General features: G+C 60.5%; 23 protein-coding genes. 6 read left to right on the forward strand and 17 right to left on the reverse strand.

The window, feature by feature from the left end:
* Positions 1-48: 48 nt before the first annotated feature.
* From ABIC75_RS01495 to ABIC75_RS01520, 6 genes are all read right to left on the reverse strand, one after another.
* A complete protein-coding gene (locus ABIC75_RS01495) occupies positions 49-801 on the reverse strand; it encodes an exopolysaccharide biosynthesis protein (protein WP_354012096.1) in 753 nt (250 codons plus the stop codon).
* 4 nt (positions 802-805) lie between these two features.
* The gene (locus ABIC75_RS01500; protein ID WP_354012097.1) at positions 806-1,369 is read right to left on the reverse strand and encodes a cytochrome b/b6 domain-containing protein; all 564 of its coding nucleotides are present in this window, start codon (positions 1,367-1,369) and stop codon (positions 806-808) included.
* Between the two features lie 221 nt (positions 1,370-1,590).
* Positions 1,591-2,430 (reverse strand): universal stress protein, encoded by an 840-nt coding sequence (locus ABIC75_RS01505; RefSeq protein WP_354012098.1) that lies wholly within the window; start codon positions 2,428-2,430, stop codon positions 1,591-1,593.
* Positions 2,431-2,702: 272 nt separating this feature from the next.
* Complete coding sequence (locus ABIC75_RS01510; protein WP_354012099.1) at positions 2,703-3,152, reverse strand: DUF3775 domain-containing protein; 450 nt, start codon at positions 3,150-3,152, stop codon at positions 2,703-2,705.
* A 126-nt stretch (positions 3,153-3,278) separates the two neighbouring features.
* On the reverse strand, positions 3,279-4,106 hold the full coding sequence (locus ABIC75_RS01515; protein ID WP_354012100.1) for a universal stress protein: 828 nt from the start codon (positions 4,104-4,106) through the stop codon (positions 3,279-3,281).
* Between the two features lie 21 nt (positions 4,107-4,127).
* A complete protein-coding gene (locus ABIC75_RS01520; protein ID WP_354012101.1) occupies positions 4,128-4,334 on the reverse strand; it encodes a dodecin family protein in 207 nt (68 codons plus the stop codon).
* Positions 4,335-4,538: 204 nt separating this feature from the next.
* Between ABIC75_RS01520 and ABIC75_RS01525 the strand changes: the two genes are divergently transcribed.
* Entirely contained in the window at positions 4,539-5,114 is a 576-nt protein-coding gene (locus ABIC75_RS01525) for an OmpA family protein (protein WP_354012102.1), read from the forward strand.
* 263 nt (positions 5,115-5,377) lie between these two features.
* Here ABIC75_RS01525 and ABIC75_RS01530 read toward each other — a convergent pair whose 3' ends face one another.
* Positions 5,378-5,677, reverse strand: coding sequence for a sterol desaturase family protein (locus ABIC75_RS01530; protein ID WP_354012103.1), 300 nt, complete (start codon positions 5,675-5,677; stop codon positions 5,378-5,380).
* Between the two features lie 50 nt (positions 5,678-5,727).
* On the opposite strand from ABIC75_RS01530, the gene ABIC75_RS01535 reads away from it, so the two are divergent.
* Positions 5,728-7,005, forward strand: coding sequence for an NRAMP family divalent metal transporter (locus ABIC75_RS01535; protein WP_354012104.1), 1,278 nt, complete (start codon positions 5,728-5,730; stop codon positions 7,003-7,005).
* A gap of 9 nt (positions 7,006-7,014) precedes the next feature.
* Positions 7,015-8,004 carry a zinc-dependent alcohol dehydrogenase family protein gene (locus tag ABIC75_RS01540; RefSeq protein ID WP_354012105.1) on the forward strand — a complete coding sequence of 330 codons (990 nt, stop codon included), beginning with the start codon at positions 7,015-7,017 and terminating at the stop codon, positions 8,002-8,004.
* A 5-nt stretch (positions 8,005-8,009) separates the two neighbouring features.
* On the opposite strand, the gene ABIC75_RS01545 is transcribed toward ABIC75_RS01540, so the two are convergent.
* Positions 8,010-8,447: a universal stress protein gene (locus tag ABIC75_RS01545; protein WP_354012106.1), complete on the reverse strand. Its 438-nt coding sequence runs from the start codon at positions 8,445-8,447 to the stop codon at positions 8,010-8,012.
* Between the two features lie 299 nt (positions 8,448-8,746).
* Between ABIC75_RS01545 and ABIC75_RS01550 the strand changes: the two genes are divergently transcribed.
* Together ABIC75_RS01550 and ABIC75_RS01555 are read left to right on the forward strand one after the other, a co-directional pair.
* Positions 8,747-9,328: a GNAT family N-acetyltransferase gene (locus tag ABIC75_RS01550; protein ID WP_354012107.1), complete on the forward strand. Its 582-nt coding sequence runs from the start codon at positions 8,747-8,749 to the stop codon at positions 9,326-9,328.
* 18 nt (positions 9,329-9,346) lie between these two features.
* Positions 9,347-10,225 carry a universal stress protein gene (locus ABIC75_RS01555; protein WP_354012108.1) on the forward strand — a complete coding sequence of 293 codons (879 nt, stop codon included), beginning with the start codon at positions 9,347-9,349 and terminating at the stop codon, positions 10,223-10,225.
* A gap of 207 nt (positions 10,226-10,432) precedes the next feature.
* Here the strand turns inward: ABIC75_RS01555 and ABIC75_RS01560 are convergent, their stop codons facing one another.
* The 4 genes from ABIC75_RS01560 to ABIC75_RS01575 all read right to left on the reverse strand — a co-directional run bounded on the left by ABIC75_RS01560 (position 10,433) and on the right by ABIC75_RS01575 (position 12,325).
* The gene (locus ABIC75_RS01560; RefSeq protein ID WP_354012109.1) at positions 10,433-10,786 is read right to left on the reverse strand and encodes a hypothetical protein; all 354 of its coding nucleotides are present in this window, start codon (positions 10,784-10,786) and stop codon (positions 10,433-10,435) included.
* Positions 10,787-11,179: 393 nt separating this feature from the next.
* Positions 11,180-11,617 (reverse strand): universal stress protein, encoded by a 438-nt coding sequence (locus ABIC75_RS01565; RefSeq protein WP_354012110.1) that lies wholly within the window; start codon positions 11,615-11,617, stop codon positions 11,180-11,182.
* A gap of 17 nt (positions 11,618-11,634) precedes the next feature.
* The gene (locus tag ABIC75_RS01570; protein ID WP_354012111.1) at positions 11,635-11,847 is read right to left on the reverse strand and encodes a hypothetical protein; all 213 of its coding nucleotides are present in this window, start codon (positions 11,845-11,847) and stop codon (positions 11,635-11,637) included.
* 52 nt (positions 11,848-11,899) lie between these two features.
* Positions 11,900-12,325, reverse strand: a complete 426-nt coding sequence (locus ABIC75_RS01575) for a hypothetical protein (RefSeq protein ID WP_354012112.1) — start codon at positions 12,323-12,325, stop codon at positions 11,900-11,902.
* Positions 12,326-12,835: 510 nt separating this feature from the next.
* Here ABIC75_RS01575 and ABIC75_RS01580 point away from each other — a divergent pair.
* Complete coding sequence (locus ABIC75_RS01580; RefSeq protein WP_354012113.1) at positions 12,836-13,552, forward strand: Crp/Fnr family transcriptional regulator; 717 nt, start codon at positions 12,836-12,838, stop codon at positions 13,550-13,552.
* Positions 13,553-13,567: 15 nt separating this feature from the next.
* Here ABIC75_RS01580 and ABIC75_RS01585 read toward each other — a convergent pair whose 3' ends face one another.
* The 5 genes from ABIC75_RS01585 to ABIC75_RS01605 all read right to left on the reverse strand — a co-directional run bounded on the left by ABIC75_RS01585 (position 13,568) and on the right by ABIC75_RS01605 (position 18,343).
* On the reverse strand, positions 13,568-15,613 hold the full coding sequence (locus tag ABIC75_RS01585; RefSeq protein ID WP_354012114.1) for a PAS domain S-box protein: 2,046 nt from the start codon (positions 15,611-15,613) through the stop codon (positions 13,568-13,570).
* Positions 15,610-16,311: a response regulator gene (locus tag ABIC75_RS01590; protein ID WP_354012115.1), complete on the reverse strand. Its 702-nt coding sequence runs from the start codon at positions 16,309-16,311 to the stop codon at positions 15,610-15,612. The genes ABIC75_RS01585 and ABIC75_RS01590 overlap by 4 nt, the downstream gene beginning before the upstream one ends.
* 228 nt (positions 16,312-16,539) lie before the next feature.
* Entirely contained in the window at positions 16,540-17,178 is a 639-nt protein-coding gene (locus tag ABIC75_RS01595; protein ID WP_354012116.1) for a host attachment protein, read from the reverse strand.
* A gap of 243 nt (positions 17,179-17,421) precedes the next feature.
* Positions 17,422-17,814 (reverse strand): hypothetical protein, encoded by a 393-nt coding sequence (locus ABIC75_RS01600; protein ID WP_354012117.1) that lies wholly within the window; start codon positions 17,812-17,814, stop codon positions 17,422-17,424.
* A gap of 115 nt (positions 17,815-17,929) precedes the next feature.
* On the reverse strand, positions 17,930-18,343 hold the full coding sequence (locus ABIC75_RS01605) for a universal stress protein (protein WP_354012118.1): 414 nt from the start codon (positions 18,341-18,343) through the stop codon (positions 17,930-17,932).
* Positions 18,344-18,693: the final 350 nt, after the last annotated feature.

The raw sequence follows: 18,693 nt of genomic DNA on the forward strand, positions 1-18,693 counted from the left end.
GATAGGCCGATCGCCGGGATGCATCGTTGAGCTTGGTCAACTTTGTGCTCATGTGGGTGAGTCCGTAACTGTCACGCAGTTCATCGTCAACGAAAGATGTCCGCGCGCCTGCTGGATACCCTCATAGGCGCCTACGGATACCAGCGCGATCAACACGAGGCCGGCGATGGCGACGGCCAAGGCAAGCCAAAGCGCCTTGCCGTCTTTTTCCATCATTCCGAGAGAAAACAGCACGACCGCTAGGCCGGGCAGCATGTTCCCAAAGGGAATTGGCAAAGCGACGATGATGGCCAGGAGGAAGCAGGCAGTGCCCACCGGCACCCTCATCCAGGCGGGCGTGGGCCATCCAGCCCTGGGATGAACCACTTTTTCGAGCCGCTGCAGCACCGGAATAGCTCGAAGCACCAGCGCTGCACTTGACCTGCCGAGCTGTCGGTTCCTTAGCGCGGCCGGTAACCATGGCCGCGTGCGCCCCATCACCAGCTGCGCTGCGACGAGTGCCATGCCTATCCCGAATGGAAGAGACGCTCCAGGAACCGGAATGGGAATCGCCATGGGCAAGGAAAGTAGGAGGAGAGCTCCCCAGGCTGATCTGTCGTCCAACAACTTCAGCATGTCACCCACGGATGTCCCGCGGCGACTCCTCTCCATGATTCGCTGGATGAGTAGTTCGGAGAGAGGAGCATCGGATGCCTTCAATGCCCTATGGGCTGGCTTTCTCCTCTCGAATCTCCTTTGACTCAACGCGAAGCCGCCGCGGACCCGCCGTCTCGTAGTTCCGCTGCCCGATTTTTCCCGCATGTGACTAGTCCCCGGAAAATTTGAACATGGACAGCACGGTGCGGTGACCGAGGGCAAGGTGAGTGATGACTGCCGTGACGTGGAGCAATAGAAAGAACCAGATGACCATACCGATGGCCTCGTGGAACTCCTTCGCGGGTTCCACGAAAGGTCGTGGCGCACCGGTTTCGGGGGACCCAAAGTAGATGGCGACGCCACTCAGTGACAGCATGGTTGCGAGCAACAACATCAGGCCTTGAATGGCGCCCGCCAGATGCTCCTGGCGCGCAGGATCCTGCCACTTCGTCGCCAGCCCTGCCGCCATATCACTTGCCAGGTCACGGAGCCTTTTTCTCGAAAACCAGGGAAAGTAGTGACCCAGTTCGTAAGGCACATAACCCAGCGGGAACAGGATCCAATGGAGTGACAGGGCAGCAAACACCATCATGCCGACGATTTCGTGCAGTTCCATGCCCAACCATCCCATGCCGTGCCTCGTGCCATCCATGAAAAGGCTGAGGAGAAGCTGCAGGACCACACCCACGGCAATGGCTGCATGCGTGACACGGAGCAGGAGTGGATACTTCATCAAGGCACCTTGTGTCTGTGTGGCAATCAGGCAAGACATGCTGGCGGCAACGGTAGGCAGCCTGATCGCCATTGTCGTGGTCGGCCTGCGTTGGTATCGAGCGAGAGATGGCCATGGCGGGCTCGGTAGCAGAAGGCCGTGAAGGTTGGTGTGCGCAACGAACTAGGAGTGCGCGGCGCGTTTTTGCGACTCAAGAATCAGGGCGAGCGATGCTAGCCAATTCAATGCGACATCAGTACGGGTATCGGCGCGTTGAGTAGCATCTCGCGGGTCACGCCTCCAAATGCCCATTCGCGGAAACGCGAATGACCATAAGCACCGGCGACGACCAGATCGGCACCCGTCTTCTTGGCATGGGCGAAGATCAGGCTGGCGATATCCATCCCCTTGGAGCCCTGCGCCGTAGAGTGGGCAGTCACGCCGTGCCGTGCCAGATGCTCGATCAATGCGTGCCGACGTATGGGATCCTTCGGGTCTGTATCACTGTCGTAGGAAAGCATTTCTACGGATTCAACCTCGTGCAAGAGCGGTAGCGCGTCATTCAACGCGCGACGGGCTTCGCGGGAAGAATGCCAAGCGACGACGATCTTTCGAGGGACCATACTCGAAGCAGGCGCCTGGCTTGGCACGATCAGAATGGGCAGGCCCGATTGCATGAGAAGCGAGGCCAGCCCCTGCGCCTGACGTGACGCCGCCGCAGGATCGCCTGACCTCCCGACGACGATGAGATCGGCGGCGAAACACTCTTTCGCCACCGCTTCCCAGGCGGTTTGGTAGAGTGCTTCAACCAGGCATACTTCGCTTGAACTGACCTGGGACTGGCTAATCTTTGCATGCGCGCGATCAGCCATCTCTTGTGCTTCGTGGCGAAGCTTGTCATGCACTTTTTCAATGCGGGGATCGGTCATGATCTCCCACGCGTTGTATGTAGGTTGCGGCAGCTCCACCACCTGCATCGGAAGGAGCTTGGCATCGAAATGCTCGGCCAGTGCAAGGCCGAACTCGAGAGCTCGCTCGTCACCATCGCTTCCCATCATGGCTATGGCTATATCCCGATACATGGCGCCACCCGCTATCGTTTCACGGTGCTATCGAAAATACGCCAGCGAATCGCGCTTATATTGATCAGCGTCAATGGGAAGAGGGGGCTACTTCAGGAGCCGCCAATCTTCTTATGACATTGCTTTGCCGTCGTTGTCGATTCGACTGTTTCAGTGATCGCACCGTCCCAGAGTCTCCCGGGATCGCAATCAGCGCTTCAAGATCAATGGGGTTCAACACAGGCGACAAGGCGCCTGCAGCGGCCATAACCTCTTTGTCCGCAGGACGACTCTTAATCGCCAAGAGCTGGCGCTGCCATGGCTGCCAGGCCGCCTTCGATCAGCTCAGCGACGCCCGGTGTCCCAAGCAGATAGTCGATGGTTCTCGCGTTGAACGCATTTACTGCTTCTTGCCTGACCTGGGGCCAGCTGTCCGCCGTGAGCTCATTGCGGCCGAGCCAGACGAGCGCGACCAGATCGATTTTTTCATCGTCGGACAGGTCGTCGAGAAAACAGTGCAGCTCCTGCAGCAGAGGCTCGTTCAAATAGTCGCCCTCATGCTCCTCAAGGGCATCGTAAACCGCCATACGAACGCAATCCTGTTCGTCATCCTCCGGCTCGAACGGCAGCAATGTCCGCGCGTCGTACTCGCGCAGTTTGTCGGTCAAATAGCTGACGGTATCGCGACCAATCGTGAGCTCGGGAGAAATATCGGCATGACTTCGTTCGGCTGATGTGTTCATAAGCTGGTTGGCGCCGTGGAGCCGCTGAGGCTCGCTGGTGAGTCTGCGCGGCACGCCCCTGTGGTGCTGGGTGGGTGCTCCTTGAATCGCCGCATGGCACTTGGCTCTTTGCGCCTCTGCTGCGCGCTAGTGCTGCATGAAAACGGGAATATCCATGGCTTCGAGTACACCGCGGGTCGCGCCACCGAGAACCCATTCGCGCAGACGCGTATGTCCATAGGCGCCCATTACCAGCAGGTCAGCCGCTGTGCGCCGAGCCATCCGCAGCAAGCCATCGCCCGCGGAATCTTCAGGCTCTGAGAGAAGCTCGCTTTCACAGGGAACACCATGCCTGGCCAAATAGGCCGGCAGGTCGAACGGTGGTTGCCATGCACGCATGCCTGCGGGTGGATGCTGTGCGCCGTGCAATATCGTCACTCTGCGCGCATGGCGAAGAAGCGGAATCGCCGCATGGGTTGCCCGAATGGCTTCCATGGAGCCATTCCAGGCGATCGCTACCGTTTGGAGCGTCATCGTGGACAGCGGCTCGTCGGGTACGACGATGCAGGGTGTCTCGGCCCCAAGCACCATGTTTCCCACGGTGGCAACGGAGCCCCAGGGCGCATGCCTGGCGCGCCCTATCACCAGTACGTCATGCCAATTCCCGGCGAACTTGAGGGCCTGTGGTAGCTGACCCTCCGCGACCTGCCAGGACGCGCTCGTCGCGCCTCGTTCGCCTGCGTACGCTTCGAACGATGGCCCAGCGCTCAAGGCCTCTTCCTTTTTTTCCTGAAGCGCTTGCGCGAGATCGGCGATCAATTCCGGCGTCTCGTAGGGTACGGGCATATCGCTTGGCGATGGTGCGACGTACATGCCAGTCACATGCCCGCCCAGCCGAGCGGCGAGGCGCGCGGCATAATCGACATGAGGCGGCCAGCGTACGAAACTTTCGCAATAGGCGAGCACGTCTTGCATGGATACTCCTGGCTTTGCCCATCATTCGACGACAAACGTCACTCGAAGCCGTGCCCGCCATTCGATGATGGTTCCATTGGAGGAAGTACGCACGGTGATATCCCTGACCCAGGCGCCTTGAATGTTCTCGATTGTCCTGGACACTTTGTTCAGGCCGCCTTGAACAGCGTCATCCAGCCCGATCTTGGACGAAGCGACGACCTCGATGGTTTTGGCGATGGAGCTCATGACGATCCCCCGATCGAAGATCATGACATTTACGAAAACTACGCCTTGGCGGCTCGTCTTTATTGATCTTGCTCAACTCGGCATGCCTGGACGTGGGGCGACTGAAGATTGACGGGGGTCAATATGGAACCCTGCGGAGATTTCACACTTGCAGCCGTGGCGGAAGGGGCGCCCACGCAGTTCAAGCACTCGGGAGGGTTTGCCATGCGTATGCCATTGGGTCCGTCTTTGCTTTTCTTGGCGCTGATTTCGACGGGATGTACGGGCTATGTGAAGAAGACCGACTTCGATGCCGCCATCAGCGAACTTCGCGCCAATGACCAGAAGCAGCAACAGGAGATAGATAGCCTGGCCAGCGAGATGCACCAGCGCTTCGCCATATATGACGCCAAGATTGCCGAGATGGGCGGTCGCGTCAAAGTGGACGTCGCTGCTCACTTCGCCTTCAACGATGCCACGCTGCGGGATGAAGACAAGCCGCTGCTGGACGACTTTGCAAAGGTCATCACGTCGCACTACCCGCAGGCCGTGATCACCGTCGAGGGGTTCGCCGACGCTGCTGGCTCGCCCGGCTACAACGCCCGGCTTGGACGCAAGCGTGCCGACGCTGTGCGTGACTATCTCCTCCAGCACGAGGGGATGTCTCAGGATAGGATTCGTGCCGTGAGTTACGGCAAAGCAGACAACCGACAGGTGCTGAAAGGGAAGTGGGGCGACGGTGCCGAACCGAATCGCAGGGTGACCCTGGTTGTCGACTACACGGGCGTCGCTTCATCGTGATGCCGTAGCCGCGGCGCCGCGTCGCGCCGTGCAGCATTGGCCGGCGCGGCAGCGAAGGGCATCCGGTGGAGAAGTGTGCAAGCCCTAGGGAAACGCAGGCCAAAACGTTCCGCTGATCATCCAGACGGCCCGAACATTGCGGCCACCACCGCGCCATCCACGAGCGTGGCGTAGCGCTCATGGATGGCGTTGCCAGCCGTGCGCGGTGTTGTTGCTTTGCGGGGATGCTATCAATCCGTAGCGGTACGGGTCGTCCAGCGTTTCTACGGCGTAGTGCCGAACAGCCGATCGAACACGATCAGAATGCCGCCATGGTTCTTGTTGACGTACGTGAGATCGCTTGCTTGATGCACGCGATGATGTGCTGGTGTATTGATAATACTCACGATAAATCCCAGACGAGGCGCAAGCCCTGCATGATTTGCCGCTAAGGCCGATTTGGAGAAAGCCGCGGGCACAAGGGCTTGCCAGCCTTTTGATGCAGTCGCATCATCGCTGCTAACGTGCTCCACGTATCCCCCCTGCTTGCTGTCCAGTCGATTCGTGAAGTTGATTGAAGTCAACTTTACGAAGGCTTCCCCTGACATGCCGCACAGAGGTCACCAAGAGTTCCATGTCGGCCGAACCAACATCCATCGCGCAGCAGCCTCTTGCCTCAAGGCAAAAGAGAAAACTTGGGGCGGGGCTGGTCACTGGCGCAGCGGATGATGATCCCAGCGGCATTGCAACCTACTCGCAGGCGGGGGCGCTTTGGGGCTATGCGACGCTCTGGACCGTCGTCCTGACGCTTCCTTTGATGATAGGGATCCAGATGGTGTGTGCGCACGTCGGCCGCGTCACGGGGCGTGGGCTGGCTGCAAACATGCGCGCGCATCTCCCGAGAACCCTCGTGCTTTTGCTTGTGTTCCTGCTGTTACTTGCCAACATCATCAACCTCGCGGCCGACATCGGCGCTATGGGTGCTGCCGTTAGTTTGCTGCTGGGTGGGCCGGCCTGGTTCTATGCACTCGCTCTGGCGACAGTATCCCTGTGCCTGGAAGTGTTCGTGCCGTTCGTGCGCTATGCGCCGTTCCTCAAGTGGCTGACGCTGAGCCTGCTTGCCTATGTGATGACGGCTTTTGTCGTTGACGTACCCTGGCGATCGGTGGTCGCGCAGCCATGGCCCACTTGGCCGTGGAGCGTTAGCTACTTCGTGGTCGTGGTCGGCGTATTTGGCACCACCATCAGTCCCTACCTTTTCTTCTGGCAGGCCGCAGAAGAGGTGGAGGAAGAAGCACAATCCCCGACCGACCGGCCGTTGATCGAGGCGCCGGAACAAGCCGCCACTTCGTTCGAGCGCATCCGCTTCGATACGGTGTTCGGCATGTCCTACTCGAATATCGTCGCGTTTTTCATCATCCTGACCACAGCCTCGGTACTGCATGGCCATGGCGTAATGGATATCCGCACGCCCGCCGATGCGGCTCGGGCGCTGGAGCCACTTGCCGGAAGATCCGCGTCGCTGCTGTTTGCCGCGGGCATCATCGGCACTGGCTTGCTCGCCGTGCCGGTCCTGGCAGGCTCGGCAGCGTACGCGGTCACCGAGGCCATGGGCATGAAATCGAGCCTGGCAGAGAAGCCGGGCAGTGCAAAGGTCTTCTACTCGATCATCATCGGGGCGATGGTGCTAGGTATTGTCTTGAGCTGCTTGCCCATCGATCCGTTGCGCATGTTGTTTCTGGCGGCGGTCATCAACGGCGTGATTTCCGTTCCCCTCATGGGTGCCATCATGTGGATTGCCTGCCAGCCTGGCGTCATGCGGCAGTTCGTCGTCGTCGGCTGGCTGCGCTGGTTGGGTTGGGGAGCGACGGCGGTGATGGCGCTGGCGGTCGTTGGCATGTTCATTCATTGAGGAGCCTCCATGAAATCCATGCGGCTCACGGCAGCGGGACAGCCTCTGGTGCTCGTGGAAGAGGCGACGCCTGTTCCGGGACCGGGCCAGGTTCGCCTCGAAATACGTGCATGCGGGGTGTGTCGTACCGACCTTCATGTCTGCGATGGAGAGTTGCCGCAGGCGCGCTATCCCGTCGTGCCCGGTCACGAGATCGTCGGCATCGTCGATGAGGTCGGCGACGGCGTGCTCTCGCCGGTGCTGGGCGACCAGGTGGGCGTGCCGTGGCTCGGGCATGCGTGCGGCCAATGTGCTTACTGCACGCGTGGACAGGAGAATCTTTGCGATACACCGGCGTTTACCGGTTGCACGCGAGATGGCGGTTATGCCACCCATGTCATTGCGGATGCCGACTTTTGCCTGCCGCTGCCTCAGACGGACTATCCCGATCCGGCCCAGGCCGCGCCGCTATTGTGCGCGGGACTTATCGGCGGCCGTGCATTGTCGTTGGCGGGTGAATGCCATCGCGTCGGCCTATATGGCTTTGGGGCGGCAGCGCACTTGCTCGCCCAGGTTGCGACGTACCAGGGCAAGGACGTTTTCGCCTTCACGCGAGAGGGCGACACCGCTGCCCAGGAATTTGCCCTTTCCCTGGGCGCGGTCTGGGCCGGGGCATCGCATTCGCGTCCACCATTTGAACTGGATGCGGCGCTCATTTTTGCGCCGGCGGGCGAACTGGTCCCCATCGCGCTCAAGGCGGTTCGAAAGGGAGGCGCCGTCGTGTGCGGCGGCATCCACATGTCAGACATTCCCAGCTTTCCCTATGCACTGCTGTGGGAGGAGCGCCGTCTGCTCTCCGTGGCCAATCTGACTCGCCAGGATGGCCGTGAATTTCTTCGAGTCGCCGCGGAGGCAAAGGTCAAGGTTCATGTGCAACGCTACCCGCTTGCGCAGGCAAATGAAGCGCTGAAGGCACTCCGGCTGGGATGGGTGCAGGGCGCCGCGGTGCTCGTCCCCTGATTTTTTCAGTGGCAGACAAGTACGGGTACTTCGGCACTCAGCAGTAATTTGTGCGTCTCGCTGCCCAAGAGCAGGCGATCGATGCCAGAGCGTCCGTGCGAGCCCATCACGATGAGGTCGCAGTTCTGTTCGCGGGCAACGCGCATGATGGCCTCATAAGGGCGATGCGCATATTCGTGTAGACCTTCCCATGGAACCTTGGCCGCCTCCGCGCGCTGCCTGGTTTCTTCCAGATAGTAGGCGGCCCGCTCATTGACCTCCTTTTCGTAAGCGTCTTCGGGAAAGATCATCAAGTCGCTGAAGTAGGGGGCGGAGGCAAACGGTTCCATCGCGTGAAATGCGACGACGCTGGCCCCCAGCTTCTTGGCAAGCTGGATGCCGAAATCCACTGCGCGCAGCGAGAGATCGGATCCGTCCGTGGGCAACAAGATTCGTTTGAACATAGCCTGCTCCAGACGTCGAAAGGTAGCGGATGCCCGCGCAACGGCGCCAAGGGCTTGCATGCAGCCTGGGCTATCTGTCGGCAATCCCATTTGACCCACGTCAATAGAACGATGTGGCGGGAGCGTTGAACCTCTGCGAGACCTGCACGAATGCGCGATGTCGATGGCGCTGGGTTGTTGATCCTCGTCAATGTTCCGGCTACCGCTCTGACGTAAAAAAAATTGGCAGGATGCTAACGAGTATCTCCAGCCATTTGGTCAAGGACAGGTCCAACAGGCCCATAGCTTGAGTAGCCGCCATGCCTACCCGCACCTCTCATCACGCCGAGATCGCCAAGCCGTTCCTTCCCTTTCTCGAGGCGATCGAGGGCGATCACTGGATCGAACCGCTTCGAGATGGAACGCCTGTTCTCATCCGTCCGCTGACGGCGAAGGACCGGGAGCGAGAGACCGCCTTCATCGAGCGGTTGTCGCACAAGGCGCGCCGCATGCGTTTCTTGGGAGATTTTGAGCATCCTTCGGCCGCCACCATCGATCGCCTCATGGACGTGGATTATCAGTCGCGCATGGCCTTTGTTGCCCTGATCCATGAAGACGGCAGGCTGCGAGAAATTGGCATTAGCCGCTACAGCGCCACGGAGGACGGCAAGAGCTGTGAGTGCGCGGTTACGGTGTCCGACGATTGGCAAGGCAAGGGGCTTGGCGTGCTTCTGATGCGTCACCTTATCAACATGGCGCGCAGGAACGGCTTCAAGAAAATGTTTTCGGTGGACGCCTCGGACAATTACGCCATGCGGGATCTCGCTGCCTATCTCGGGTTTGTCCGCCGTCCCGATCCTCAGGACAGCGCGCAAGTGCTGCACACGCTCGATCTCGCTTGAGGATACGCGGAGCCCATCATGAAGATGCCATTGAGCGCCCCCGTAGATGACGAGACGGGGCCGGCCACCGGAATGCGGAAGGGCTATAGCGACATCCTGGCCCTCGTCACCTCCTCAGGCCCATGGAGCCCGGCCGCGTTTGCGGGGGTGGACATTGCCGCGCTTTCCAATGCGCATGTCACAGGGTGTTACATCGCCCCTTCGCTTCGCTCGTTGCGGGGAGTCGACGGCGAACCGACGGTGTTGGCGCTTCTTCTGGACCAGTATCGCGACGAGCGTGACGATTACGACGCTTTTGCAGCGTTTGCGCAATCTCGTGGCGTCAGGCATGTCGCGTGGCACAGCACCAAATTGGCGCCGGCAAAAACCATGCGGTCATTAGGGGCCTGGCATGATCTCATCGTGCTCGAGCGCGATATGGCCGAGCCATCGTTGTTGACCGACGTGCTTGGCGAGGCGCTTCTCACATGCCGTACGCCTTGCCTCTTGTTGCCGCCACACTGGGACAAGCCGCTCAGCTTCAGGCATATGATGATCGCCTGGAACGGCAGCATTGAATCTATCCGTGCCACACACGCTGCGCTTCCCTTGGCACGTCTTGCGGAGGAGGTGGTGGTGATGAAGGATGGCGCCCTGAGCCTTGAGGCGAAGGATGAAACTCCTCCATTCGATCCCGTGATTTATCTGCGTTCACACAATGCGAAAGCGACGGAGAAGCCGTTCTACGCCAGTCCCTTGAATGCAGGCCCGGCGCTTCTTGCCGCAGCGAGGAAGCATTCCGTGGACTGTCTCATCATGGGAGCGTACGGCCACGCGCGCGTAAGGGAGCGGATTCTCGGAGGAGCCACCAGGCATGTCCTGGAGCATGCAGACATGCCCGTTCTCATGCAGCACTGAAAGATCGCTGCAAACAAGGGGTGGAGAGACGGCCGCGCCAGGGGGCGGGGAGGGGAGCTTGAACGCGACCGCCTCTCCAGAAAGTGCCGCAGGATGACCGTGGTGGGAACGGTCAAGGGAGTTCCATCTCCATGCCTTTTTTAAGAAGTGACCTCCTGGTTGGTCTTCGGTCGCTGGGGTATCCCTCAACCACCAGCCAGGGGCGCGCTAGGGGCGGCTCTGCCGCTGTATGGTTGCATAGCAATCTTTCTGCCAAAGTGCCGCCACGTCGTCCGGGGAGAGGGTGCTTGCGTAGATGCGCTGGATGAGTTGAAGCTCCGGAGGCACCAAATCTTCTCCCGACTTCCTTAGATCCGCCACGTAATCGCTCATCGTTTCGCCGCTCGCTCTGGCCGAGGCGATGTCGCGCACAATGTCAGCCCACTTATCGCACTGCTGCAGCTCGGACAACTTCGATGGTGCCGTCGTCGCCCCAGTTTTTGGCGAAGTCGGCAACGTCAGGGCGTTCGCGGCATGGGATCCAAACAACAGAAGCCATGCACCCAAAGCAAGGAACCTCATGGATTTCCCCGGCAACGTAGGGCAGTTATCCGATACCGCGAGCGTCGAGGCGGCAGAGAGGCATATCCGTCAAACCCTCATTGCCTCTAGTTACGCTGGCGATGCCGATATCGTCAGGCCCATGTCTTTTGGGAACCTTTTGTCGGGCCGCGGTACCCGGGTGAGGCCTTGAACTGCACGCACCATGCCCGGCCTGCCGCCATTCATGACGAACATGGTTTGACGAAGGATCCATAACTTTCTATCTGATGGCCTTTCAGTTCGATAGCCGGCCATGGCGCGACATGCGGTTCTATCCAGCTGCGCAGGGCGCTCCTTAGAGGGCTCATCGGCCATCAGCATCGATTACAACTTCGCCACCCTCTTTTTAAGATGAACCTGGCGCGACGCCTTTCAGGGGCAAACAAGCACGGGAACGCCGCACCCGCCAATGATTCGGAGCATCTCGTGGCTCAGTCGCCCGCCATGGCTCCCGGCATACTGGCGTGCGCTGGCCACGATGAGGTCGCAGTTCGCTCGCTCTGCCGCAGCGATGATCGCCATGCAGGGACGGCGATCGAAGGCGTAGCTGTCTTCGAAGTCGACGCCGGCGTCGCGGGCCATGTGGCGAACCTCGGCAAGATCCGATCGGGCGCTGCGTATCGCCTTGGCAGTATGACCGGGGCTGTCGTGGAGTATCGCGTCGGCCGCCAGAACAACCGACGCCACCGGCCTCAATACCTCAAGACCCATTACCTTTGCGCCGCTTGCCGCTGCGAGCGCGATGCCGGTCGATGCGGCCTGTAATGACTGTTCGCTGCCATCAACGGCGAGAAGGATGCGCTTGAACACATGCCGTCCTTTGGTGGTCAGGGTCGCCGTGAATCGACGATGAGGCTGATGAGGAGCAGCACGGCGCTTGAACCGCATACCCATTCGACGAACGGGATGGCTTGCTTTCCCCAGGCATGGACATAGGCCAGCGAACTAGCTACCGCGACGACGGCGAGAATGCCGCTGATCATGGAAAAACTGGGGCGCGGCTGGAACTGTCTTTTCCTTGTCGAAAACGTCATGGTCATGGCTGATTACCGGATGGTGACTGAGCGCGATAGTCACTCGCTTCTGCGCCGTCTAAGTCTCTTTCCTGACCTCATCGACGGCATGTTGTGCTGCATCTCCGAGCCAGCAGAGGCTTCTCTGCGCCAGTTCCGCATAATCGTTGGCCAACCCGCTCCAGAATTCGGTCTGAAGATCAATGAACACCCCGAGGCTTGCGCATTGCAATAGGCCAGCAAAGACGGCCGTATCCTTGTCCAAACGATGGTTGAAGAAAGACAGCCAATCCTTTTGCGCACGCGAAGCGTCGCTCATCCATGACTCGATAACGTTCAATCCGGTCGCCAGTGCGTCCCGGCTGGCGTCCTCATAAATGCCGGCCGCGCCATGCACCGTGCGGCTCGAAGAAAGGGTTGTTGGTGTCGACATGGCGGCGGCCCTGGGAGTGGTGTTGGACCGAGCGTCTGCTTTCCGTGCCGTGTCGGTATTGACGGCGATCAACGATCGTTCGGGTCGTCGGCTGAGAAGAGAGGCCAGGCTGATTTACGCAGGAAAATGGCGGTGTGCACTCTGTGGGTTCATCAATCCATTCCTGCATGGCCTTGCGCACGGAGATTTGCGAAGACGACGGCACGACGGCAGCCTGCATCAGGGCGGGAACCTTTACGGAACACCATGCCGGCGTAACCAATCCAAAGCGTAGCCTTGCTCGTCCGCGGGATGTGCAGGCGCGAAGGAGGTGCTGTCTTGCCATCGGAGCTACGCGTCCCGCATATCGCCCGCGCAAACATCAATAGATAGGGATGTCCTGCGCATATGTCGGGGGTCCTTGATGCGACATCGGTGTCGATGCTATTTGCGGCAGCCCCCTGGTTGAGGAGCGCCAATGCGCGACCACCTTTATCCTGTTACCGACTGTTACAAATCGTTTCGGAATCGTCGTCGCCCAGTGATGCGGGGCAGCTAAGGTCGTTGACATGGGTAGTGTGTCGCGATCAACGGGGTGTCGCCATGAACATGCGCTTGGAACCTTCGTCTTCCTTTGCGGCTGATGCGCGTTCGTACCATCCGGAGGATGCGACCTGGGCCATCGACGTGAATGAACTGCGCAAGCATGTGACGGTGCTGCGCCACAAGCTCGCCGCTGGCCAGTCGATCTATCACGCGGGACAATCCTTTCACTCCTTGTTCCTGGTGCATGCCGGCTTCGTCAAGTTGGTGGAGCTTGCCGACGATGGTCGCGAACAGGTGATCGGGTTCCGGGGCAGGGGAGATTTCCTGGGCACTGAATCCATCGGTCTGGACGCTTACGCCTGCGGCACGGTATCGCTCGAGTCCGGCGAGGCATGGGAACTTCCATTCCCCGCCATGCTCCAGGCTTGCCACCAGATGCCGGAGCTCAATGCGCGCCTGGCCGCGGCTTTGGCCAGGGAGATCCGCACTGATCACGCGTGGATGCTTACCATCGGCACGCTCAACGCCGAGCAGCGTGTCGCCGCGTTCCTGCTCGCAGAAGGCAAGCGCTGCGCAAGCATGGGCTTCAGCGCCAAGCACTTCATGCTTCGCATGCGGCGTGCGGACATGGCCAGTTTTCTTGCGCTGACCAATGAAACGGTGTGCCGTGTGCTGACCAAGCTGCATGACATGCGGTTGATCGCCGTGGCGCGGCGCGAAGTGAAGGTGCTCGATGAGGGCGCGCTGCGCAGCATGACGGGGCAGATGGCGTAACCCAATTCGATCTGATCAGCTTCGACTCCGCAGCCTATCGCCCAGCGCGCGATACACAGCCTCGGCGATATCTTCCTTGTGGTAAGGCTTGGGCAGCATGGCGAAGGCCTTCAGCGCCGCTTCGTTGACGACTGGCGTAAGACGCTCATGCCCGGAGGTGAGCAACACCCGCATGCCTGGCCTTCTGCGGCACACTTCTTCGGCCAGCTCGGCGCCGGTCATGCCGCGACCCAGCACCACATCGGAGAACAGGAGATCGATTTCAGGGTGCGCAGATAAAAGCGACAGCGCCTCCTCGGCGCCCTTGGCCTCCACCGTGGAGTAGCCCAGGGAACGCAGGAAAGCGATTGCGACCTTCCGCACTTCTGGTTCGTCCTCTACCACCAAGATTGTTCCGCTGCCCATGCGAACGGAGGCAAGGGGCCCCGCCGAGATGGCCGGTGGGTTGGCGGATGCAGGAAACCAGAGTTCCACACGCGTGCCGTAGCCAAGCTGGCTGTCGATGGTCATTCGACCGCCGGACTGCTTCATGAAGCCGTAGACCATGCTCAGCCCCAGGCCGCTGCCTTTCCCCACTTCCTTGGTGGTGAAGAACGGCTCGAGTGCATGGGCGAGGACGTCAGGTGTCATGCCGAGCCCCGTATCCCGTACGCGAAAGACCACATGGGGTTTCCCATCCGTGGAAAGCGGCGCGGGCTCGCTGCCGTCGATCAGGTGCACGCTGATATCAAGGCGGCCGCCCCTGGGCATGGCATCGCGCGCATTGATTGCCAGGTTCACCAGAGCGGTATCGAACTCCGACGGGTCGACCTCGATGGCGGGCAGGTCGCTCGGGCAGGCCACCGCCACGGTGATGCGCTCGCCCAGCGTCCTTGCCAGCATTTCGCGAAGCTCAGGCAGCAACTGCATGGGGGTCACCGCTTGGGGCGACAGGCGCCGCCGGCTGGCAAACGACAGCAGCTTGCTGGTCAACGCCGCGCAGTGTTCGGTAGCGCGCGCCGCGCTGTCAATGGCTTCCCGTGACAATTCATCATCGGGCAGCGTCGGCGCCAGCAGTTGCAGATTGCCCGAGATGATCGTGAGCAGGTTGTTGAAATCGTGCGCGATCCCGCCCGTCAGCTGGCCGATCGCGTCCAGTCGCTGCGCGTGCGCCAGCTGCTCCTCGCTGCGACTGCGCTGCACGGCGGCAGCAAGCATGTTGGCTACGGATTGAAGAAAATGCACCTTGTCGTGATCGAAGCCGCCCTTGTCTCGCATGGCCACGAGCAGCAAACCCATGGGTTCATACCGGTCGGGCAGCGGAATCAACGTGGCGCTTACCATGCCTGTACCAAACAACGTTTCCGTCAGCTTTCTTAGCTGCGGTGGAATGCCTGCGGGCGTATCGGCATCGAATTCCAATCTCGTTTCGCCCAAATTCCAGCTTGGCTCGGGAAGGTTCATGCAGATGCGCCGTTGCAACGCGGTGGTCATGCCGACCGCCGCGGGACACGTCCATAGGGGGTTGTGCACGTCCCGAAATAAAATGGCGGCTGATTCGGCCTTCAGGGCTGAGGCGACCAGCGAGGGGATGCTGTCCACCGCCTGATCGTAGCTTGACGACTCCAGCAACAGACGGCTCACGCGCCCCGTGGCAGCGTCATAACGCGCGCGTACCAGGGCCTGCCGTGCGCGTTGCGTCTCTGAAATGTCGCGAATAGACGCAGCGAACAGGGTTCGGCCCTGAGCGGCGATAGGGCTCAACCCAATCTCCACGGGAAACGATCGCCCGTTGCGACGCACGCCAGTCAGCTCGTAGCCGGCGCCCATGGGGCGCACGCGCGGATTGGCCATGTAGCTGGAGCGGTGCGATTGATGCGCCAGCCTGACTCGTTCTGGCAGCAACGCTTCCACAGGCAGTCCATGGAGTCCGTGCGACCCATAGCCGAAAAGGTTTTCCGCCTGGGGGTTGGCAAGCACGATACGCCCGTCGTGATCGACAACGATCATGGCGTCCGGTGCGGTGTTGAATAAAGCCTGGAACAGTTCCGCATCACCCGTCATGGAAAGCGGATCGCTCATTCGCGTTCCACCTTTTCCGTGAACATATAACCGGCGCCGCGAATGGATTTGAGCAGGTCGGGCTGCGATGGGTCCGTTTCGATCTTGCGCCGCAGGCGGCCAATCTGCACGTCGATGGCGCGATCGAAAGGGCCGGCGTCGCGACCATGGATGTGCGACATGATGTCGTTGCGCGACAAGACCCTGCTGGGATGCTCCAGGAATAGCTTCAGCAGGTCGTATTCACCACTGGTCAACGGCACGACGTCGCCGGCGGGGTTACGCAAGACATGCGATGCGGTATCCAGCCGATGGCCGCGAAACACAAGCGTTGCGTACCGCTGGGGCGTAACGGCGTCCGCACTGCGCGCCGCGCGTCTGAGAACACTTCGAATCCGGGCCAGCAATTCGCGAAGTTCAAAGGGCTTGGTGATGTAGTCGTCCGCACCAAGTTCCAGGCCCACGATACGGTCGACCGACTCGCCGCGCCCCGACACGATGATCACCGGCCCCTGCCAGTGGCTGTGCAGGTAGCGCGTCAACTCAAGGCCGTCTTCGCCGGGAAGTCCCAGATCCAGCAGGATCAGGTCGACCTGCGCGGCGCGCAAAGCATCCTTCAGCTCCGTTCCGTTGCCGGCAGGGGTGACACTGAATCCCTGGGCGGTGAGATAGCGCCGGACAAGCGAGGTGATTTCATCGTCATCATCCACGACCAGCACGTGCGGCAGTGGTGCGTTGGAAGACGATGAGTGATCAGTCATAGACACGGGCTTCCCCAAGCGGTGTCCACTGGAGCAGGGCGTCCAACCCCGGTAAAACGCCCAATAAACATACACCCGCGCACGGCGGAGCAACACTAGCCAAAACGGCCAGCTGACCCTCCCGGGCGTTTCGTGGGCGCTTAGATGGCGCCCCTTTGTAAGTCTGTTGCAAGCGTGGATGAGACCTCAGCCGGCTCGGGCGTCCTCAAGGCCTGGGCGCAGGGAAAGACGTGGCTTGAGGTAGGCCAGCAGATCGGCGGGCGGCAGCGCCACGACGTCCTTGGCCAGTTCCTCAGCGAAACCGACAGTCGCCGGTTGGCGCAGGTGCTCGTGCAATACGCCAAGGAAATGCGGCGGCGCCACGAGGAATAAGCGGTCATAGTGGTGATGCGCATGCGCGTTCAGCAGCCGCACCACCAGCATGTGCGCAAACCCGTGCGTTTCCTTGTCCTTGTAACCGGTGTGCGGCTCGATGACGTGGCGCGCGGAACCGACACTTTCCTGGGTCCGCGGCACCGTGCGCCCGGCGATTGTCAGCGCGGGTGTTCCCCGCAGCGCCGGGTTGGTGTAGCAGGCAACTTCCACCAGGCTGGCGTCGCCGCCGATGGTTTCAAAGATGCGGGCACGCGCCGCATCGCTTACCAGGATCCACGCTGTCGACATGATGTACTCCCGAAGCCTCAGAGACACACGCTCAACCAGAGAGTAGGCGGCTCGTGCGGGCGAAACTTGACCGGCATCAATCGAGCGCGCGGTTCGAAACGGCGCTTGCGCCGCCACGGCGGCCGCGGCGTGCGCGTCCGCCAGCGCCGATAAGCCCATCATCCATGGAGGGCTTGCAACGCCCCATGTCGCGAACGATTGCAAGTACCAATATGACTGCGGCAAGTAATGCCACAAACTTGAATGCCGAAGCAGGTCCAAAGGGAGGCCTTTCCACGAATCGGCTGCTGTTCGCCGGTTTCACTAATGAGCGCCTGCTGGCGAAGAAGGCCCTGCCAAACGTTGCGCATAGCTTGGCCGCGCAAGCGGCCGCGTGTCGACCATGAGTGGCCGGGATGGCAAGTTCTAATTCTCCGGCGTACGAACCGTACGGCTTTGTGCGAAGCGACCGCGTAGCTTGAAGATGGCCTCGGCACCGCGGATTGCCATCCATTCGACCAGTGAAAACACCAGGATGACCAACGCCAGTGGCCAAATGCCGGAGAAAAGTGCAAAGCAAGCGGCACTCAGAAGCAAGCCGATCATCGCTGCCATTCGACTTAACTTGAACGCCACAAAATAGCCGCACCCGCAAAACGCGATGGCTACGCCGATCATCCATGGAGCGGAAAGCGCCAGTGAGGTCGTCGCCAGCACGCCGGCACATGCCAGGTAAGTGCGGCCGGTCCATTGGGTAATCTCGATGGCGGCGCCTCTCTCGAGAATCCTTGCAAATAGCACCTTGTGAGCCGTAGTCATGTTGTCGGTCTCCTCGATACCCCAGTCCTGTCCAAGTGGGCACACGAAAGAACGCTGCCATGGGAGCATGGCTATTCCAACAGAGCCAGGCGCGCCGCCTGCCTCGTGTCCAGCTTCAGCGAACCACCAGAACGGGAATGCTGGACTTGGAAAGCACCTTGATGACAACAGAACCGAGGAAAAGACTCTTGAGAAGGCCGCGCCCGTGTGAGCCCATGACGATCAGGTCACTTCGGTTCTTCTTTGCCCATTGAACGATCTCCGTGCCGGGATCGCCGACGAGCATGCGTTCCTCGAACAGGTGCCCGGCCTTCGTCAGGGCGCCTGCGGCGCCACGAAGCGCGGCTCTGCCATTGGCCGTGTGATAACGGCTGATGCTGTCCGCGTCGAGTTGCCTTGCAATGTAATCGTGCAAGGGAATATCGACATGGACAAGTGTGATCTGGGCGCTCCCTTGCCAATGTGTGGCAACGTACTTGGCAGCCCTTGTGCTGTTTGGACTTCCATCGACAGGCAGAAGAATTTTCATGTGATACGCCTCGACATGTGCTGCTGAACCACGGCCGACAAACAGCCCTGCTGCGCGTGAAACAATGGGTTCATGGAATGCTCGAGCATGGGCCGCGTTCCGCCGCCAAGAGCCCGGGCAGCCAGCGCGCGTGGATGTTTCGGCGATCCAGTCGTTCCCTCAGGGGTGGCGAGGATGCGTGGCCCGTTCGGTTGCGGCTTCAGATCCGGAACGTTCACCATCGAGCACGATGACCTCCTCTGCCTTTGCAAGAAGAGGGTAAGAAGCCCGCGCGGCGCGCGCCGATTTCAACAGACATATCGCGCATGGTGCCGCCTCCGGCACTTACCCGTCACAAAGCTAAGCCGGAC

The sequence above is a fragment of the Dyella japonica genome, assembly GCF_040545895.1.
GTDB lineage: Bacteria > Pseudomonadota > Gammaproteobacteria > Xanthomonadales > Rhodanobacteraceae > Dyella > Dyella japonica_D.

Bases quoted from the DNA above. Each gene is read 5' to 3' on its own strand.
- ABIC75_RS01495 (WP_354012096.1), bottom strand. From the start codon at position 801: ATGCGGGAAAAATCGGGCAGCGGAACTACGAGACGGCGGGTCCGCGGC.
- ABIC75_RS01500 (WP_354012097.1), bottom strand. From the start codon at position 1,369: ATGAAGTATCCACTCCTGCTCCGTGTCACGCATGCAGCCATTGCCGTG.
- ABIC75_RS01505 (WP_354012098.1), bottom strand. From the start codon at position 2,430: ATGTATCGGGATATAGCCATAGCCATGATGGGAAGCGATGGTGACGAG.
- ABIC75_RS01510 (WP_354012099.1), bottom strand. From the start codon at position 3,152: ATGAACACATCAGCCGAACGAAGTCATGCCGATATTTCTCCCGAGCTC.
- ABIC75_RS01515 (WP_354012100.1), bottom strand. From the start codon at position 4,106: ATGCAAGACGTGCTCGCCTATTGCGAAAGTTTCGTACGCTGGCCGCCT.
- ABIC75_RS01520 (WP_354012101.1), bottom strand. From the start codon at position 4,334: ATGAGCTCCATCGCCAAAACCATCGAGGTCGTCGCTTCGTCCAAGATC.
- ABIC75_RS01525 (WP_354012102.1), top strand. From the start codon at position 4,539: ATGCGTATGCCATTGGGTCCGTCTTTGCTTTTCTTGGCGCTGATTTCG.
- ABIC75_RS01535 (WP_354012104.1), top strand. From the start codon at position 5,728: ATGTCGGCCGAACCAACATCCATCGCGCAGCAGCCTCTTGCCTCAAGG.
- ABIC75_RS01540 (WP_354012105.1), top strand. From the start codon at position 7,015: ATGAAATCCATGCGGCTCACGGCAGCGGGACAGCCTCTGGTGCTCGTG.
- ABIC75_RS01545 (WP_354012106.1), bottom strand. From the start codon at position 8,447: ATGTTCAAACGAATCTTGTTGCCCACGGACGGATCCGATCTCTCGCTG.
- ABIC75_RS01550 (WP_354012107.1), top strand. From the start codon at position 8,747: ATGCCTACCCGCACCTCTCATCACGCCGAGATCGCCAAGCCGTTCCTT.
- ABIC75_RS01555 (WP_354012108.1), top strand. From the start codon at position 9,347: ATGAAGATGCCATTGAGCGCCCCCGTAGATGACGAGACGGGGCCGGCC.
- ABIC75_RS01560 (WP_354012109.1), bottom strand. From the start codon at position 10,786: ATGAGGTTCCTTGCTTTGGGTGCATGGCTTCTGTTGTTTGGATCCCAT.
- ABIC75_RS01570 (WP_354012111.1), bottom strand. From the start codon at position 11,847: ATGACCATGACGTTTTCGACAAGGAAAAGACAGTTCCAGCCGCGCCCC.
- ABIC75_RS01580 (WP_354012113.1), top strand. From the start codon at position 12,836: ATGAACATGCGCTTGGAACCTTCGTCTTCCTTTGCGGCTGATGCGCGT.
- ABIC75_RS01585 (WP_354012114.1), bottom strand. From the start codon at position 15,613: ATGAGCGATCCGCTTTCCATGACGGGTGATGCGGAACTGTTCCAGGCT.
- ABIC75_RS01595 (WP_354012116.1), bottom strand. From the start codon at position 17,178: ATGATGGGCTTATCGGCGCTGGCGGACGCGCACGCCGCGGCCGCCGTG.
- ABIC75_RS01600 (WP_354012117.1), bottom strand. From the start codon at position 17,814: ATGACTACGGCTCACAAGGTGCTATTTGCAAGGATTCTCGAGAGAGGC.
- ABIC75_RS01605 (WP_354012118.1), bottom strand. From the start codon at position 18,343: ATGAAAATTCTTCTGCCTGTCGATGGAAGTCCAAACAGCACAAGGGCT.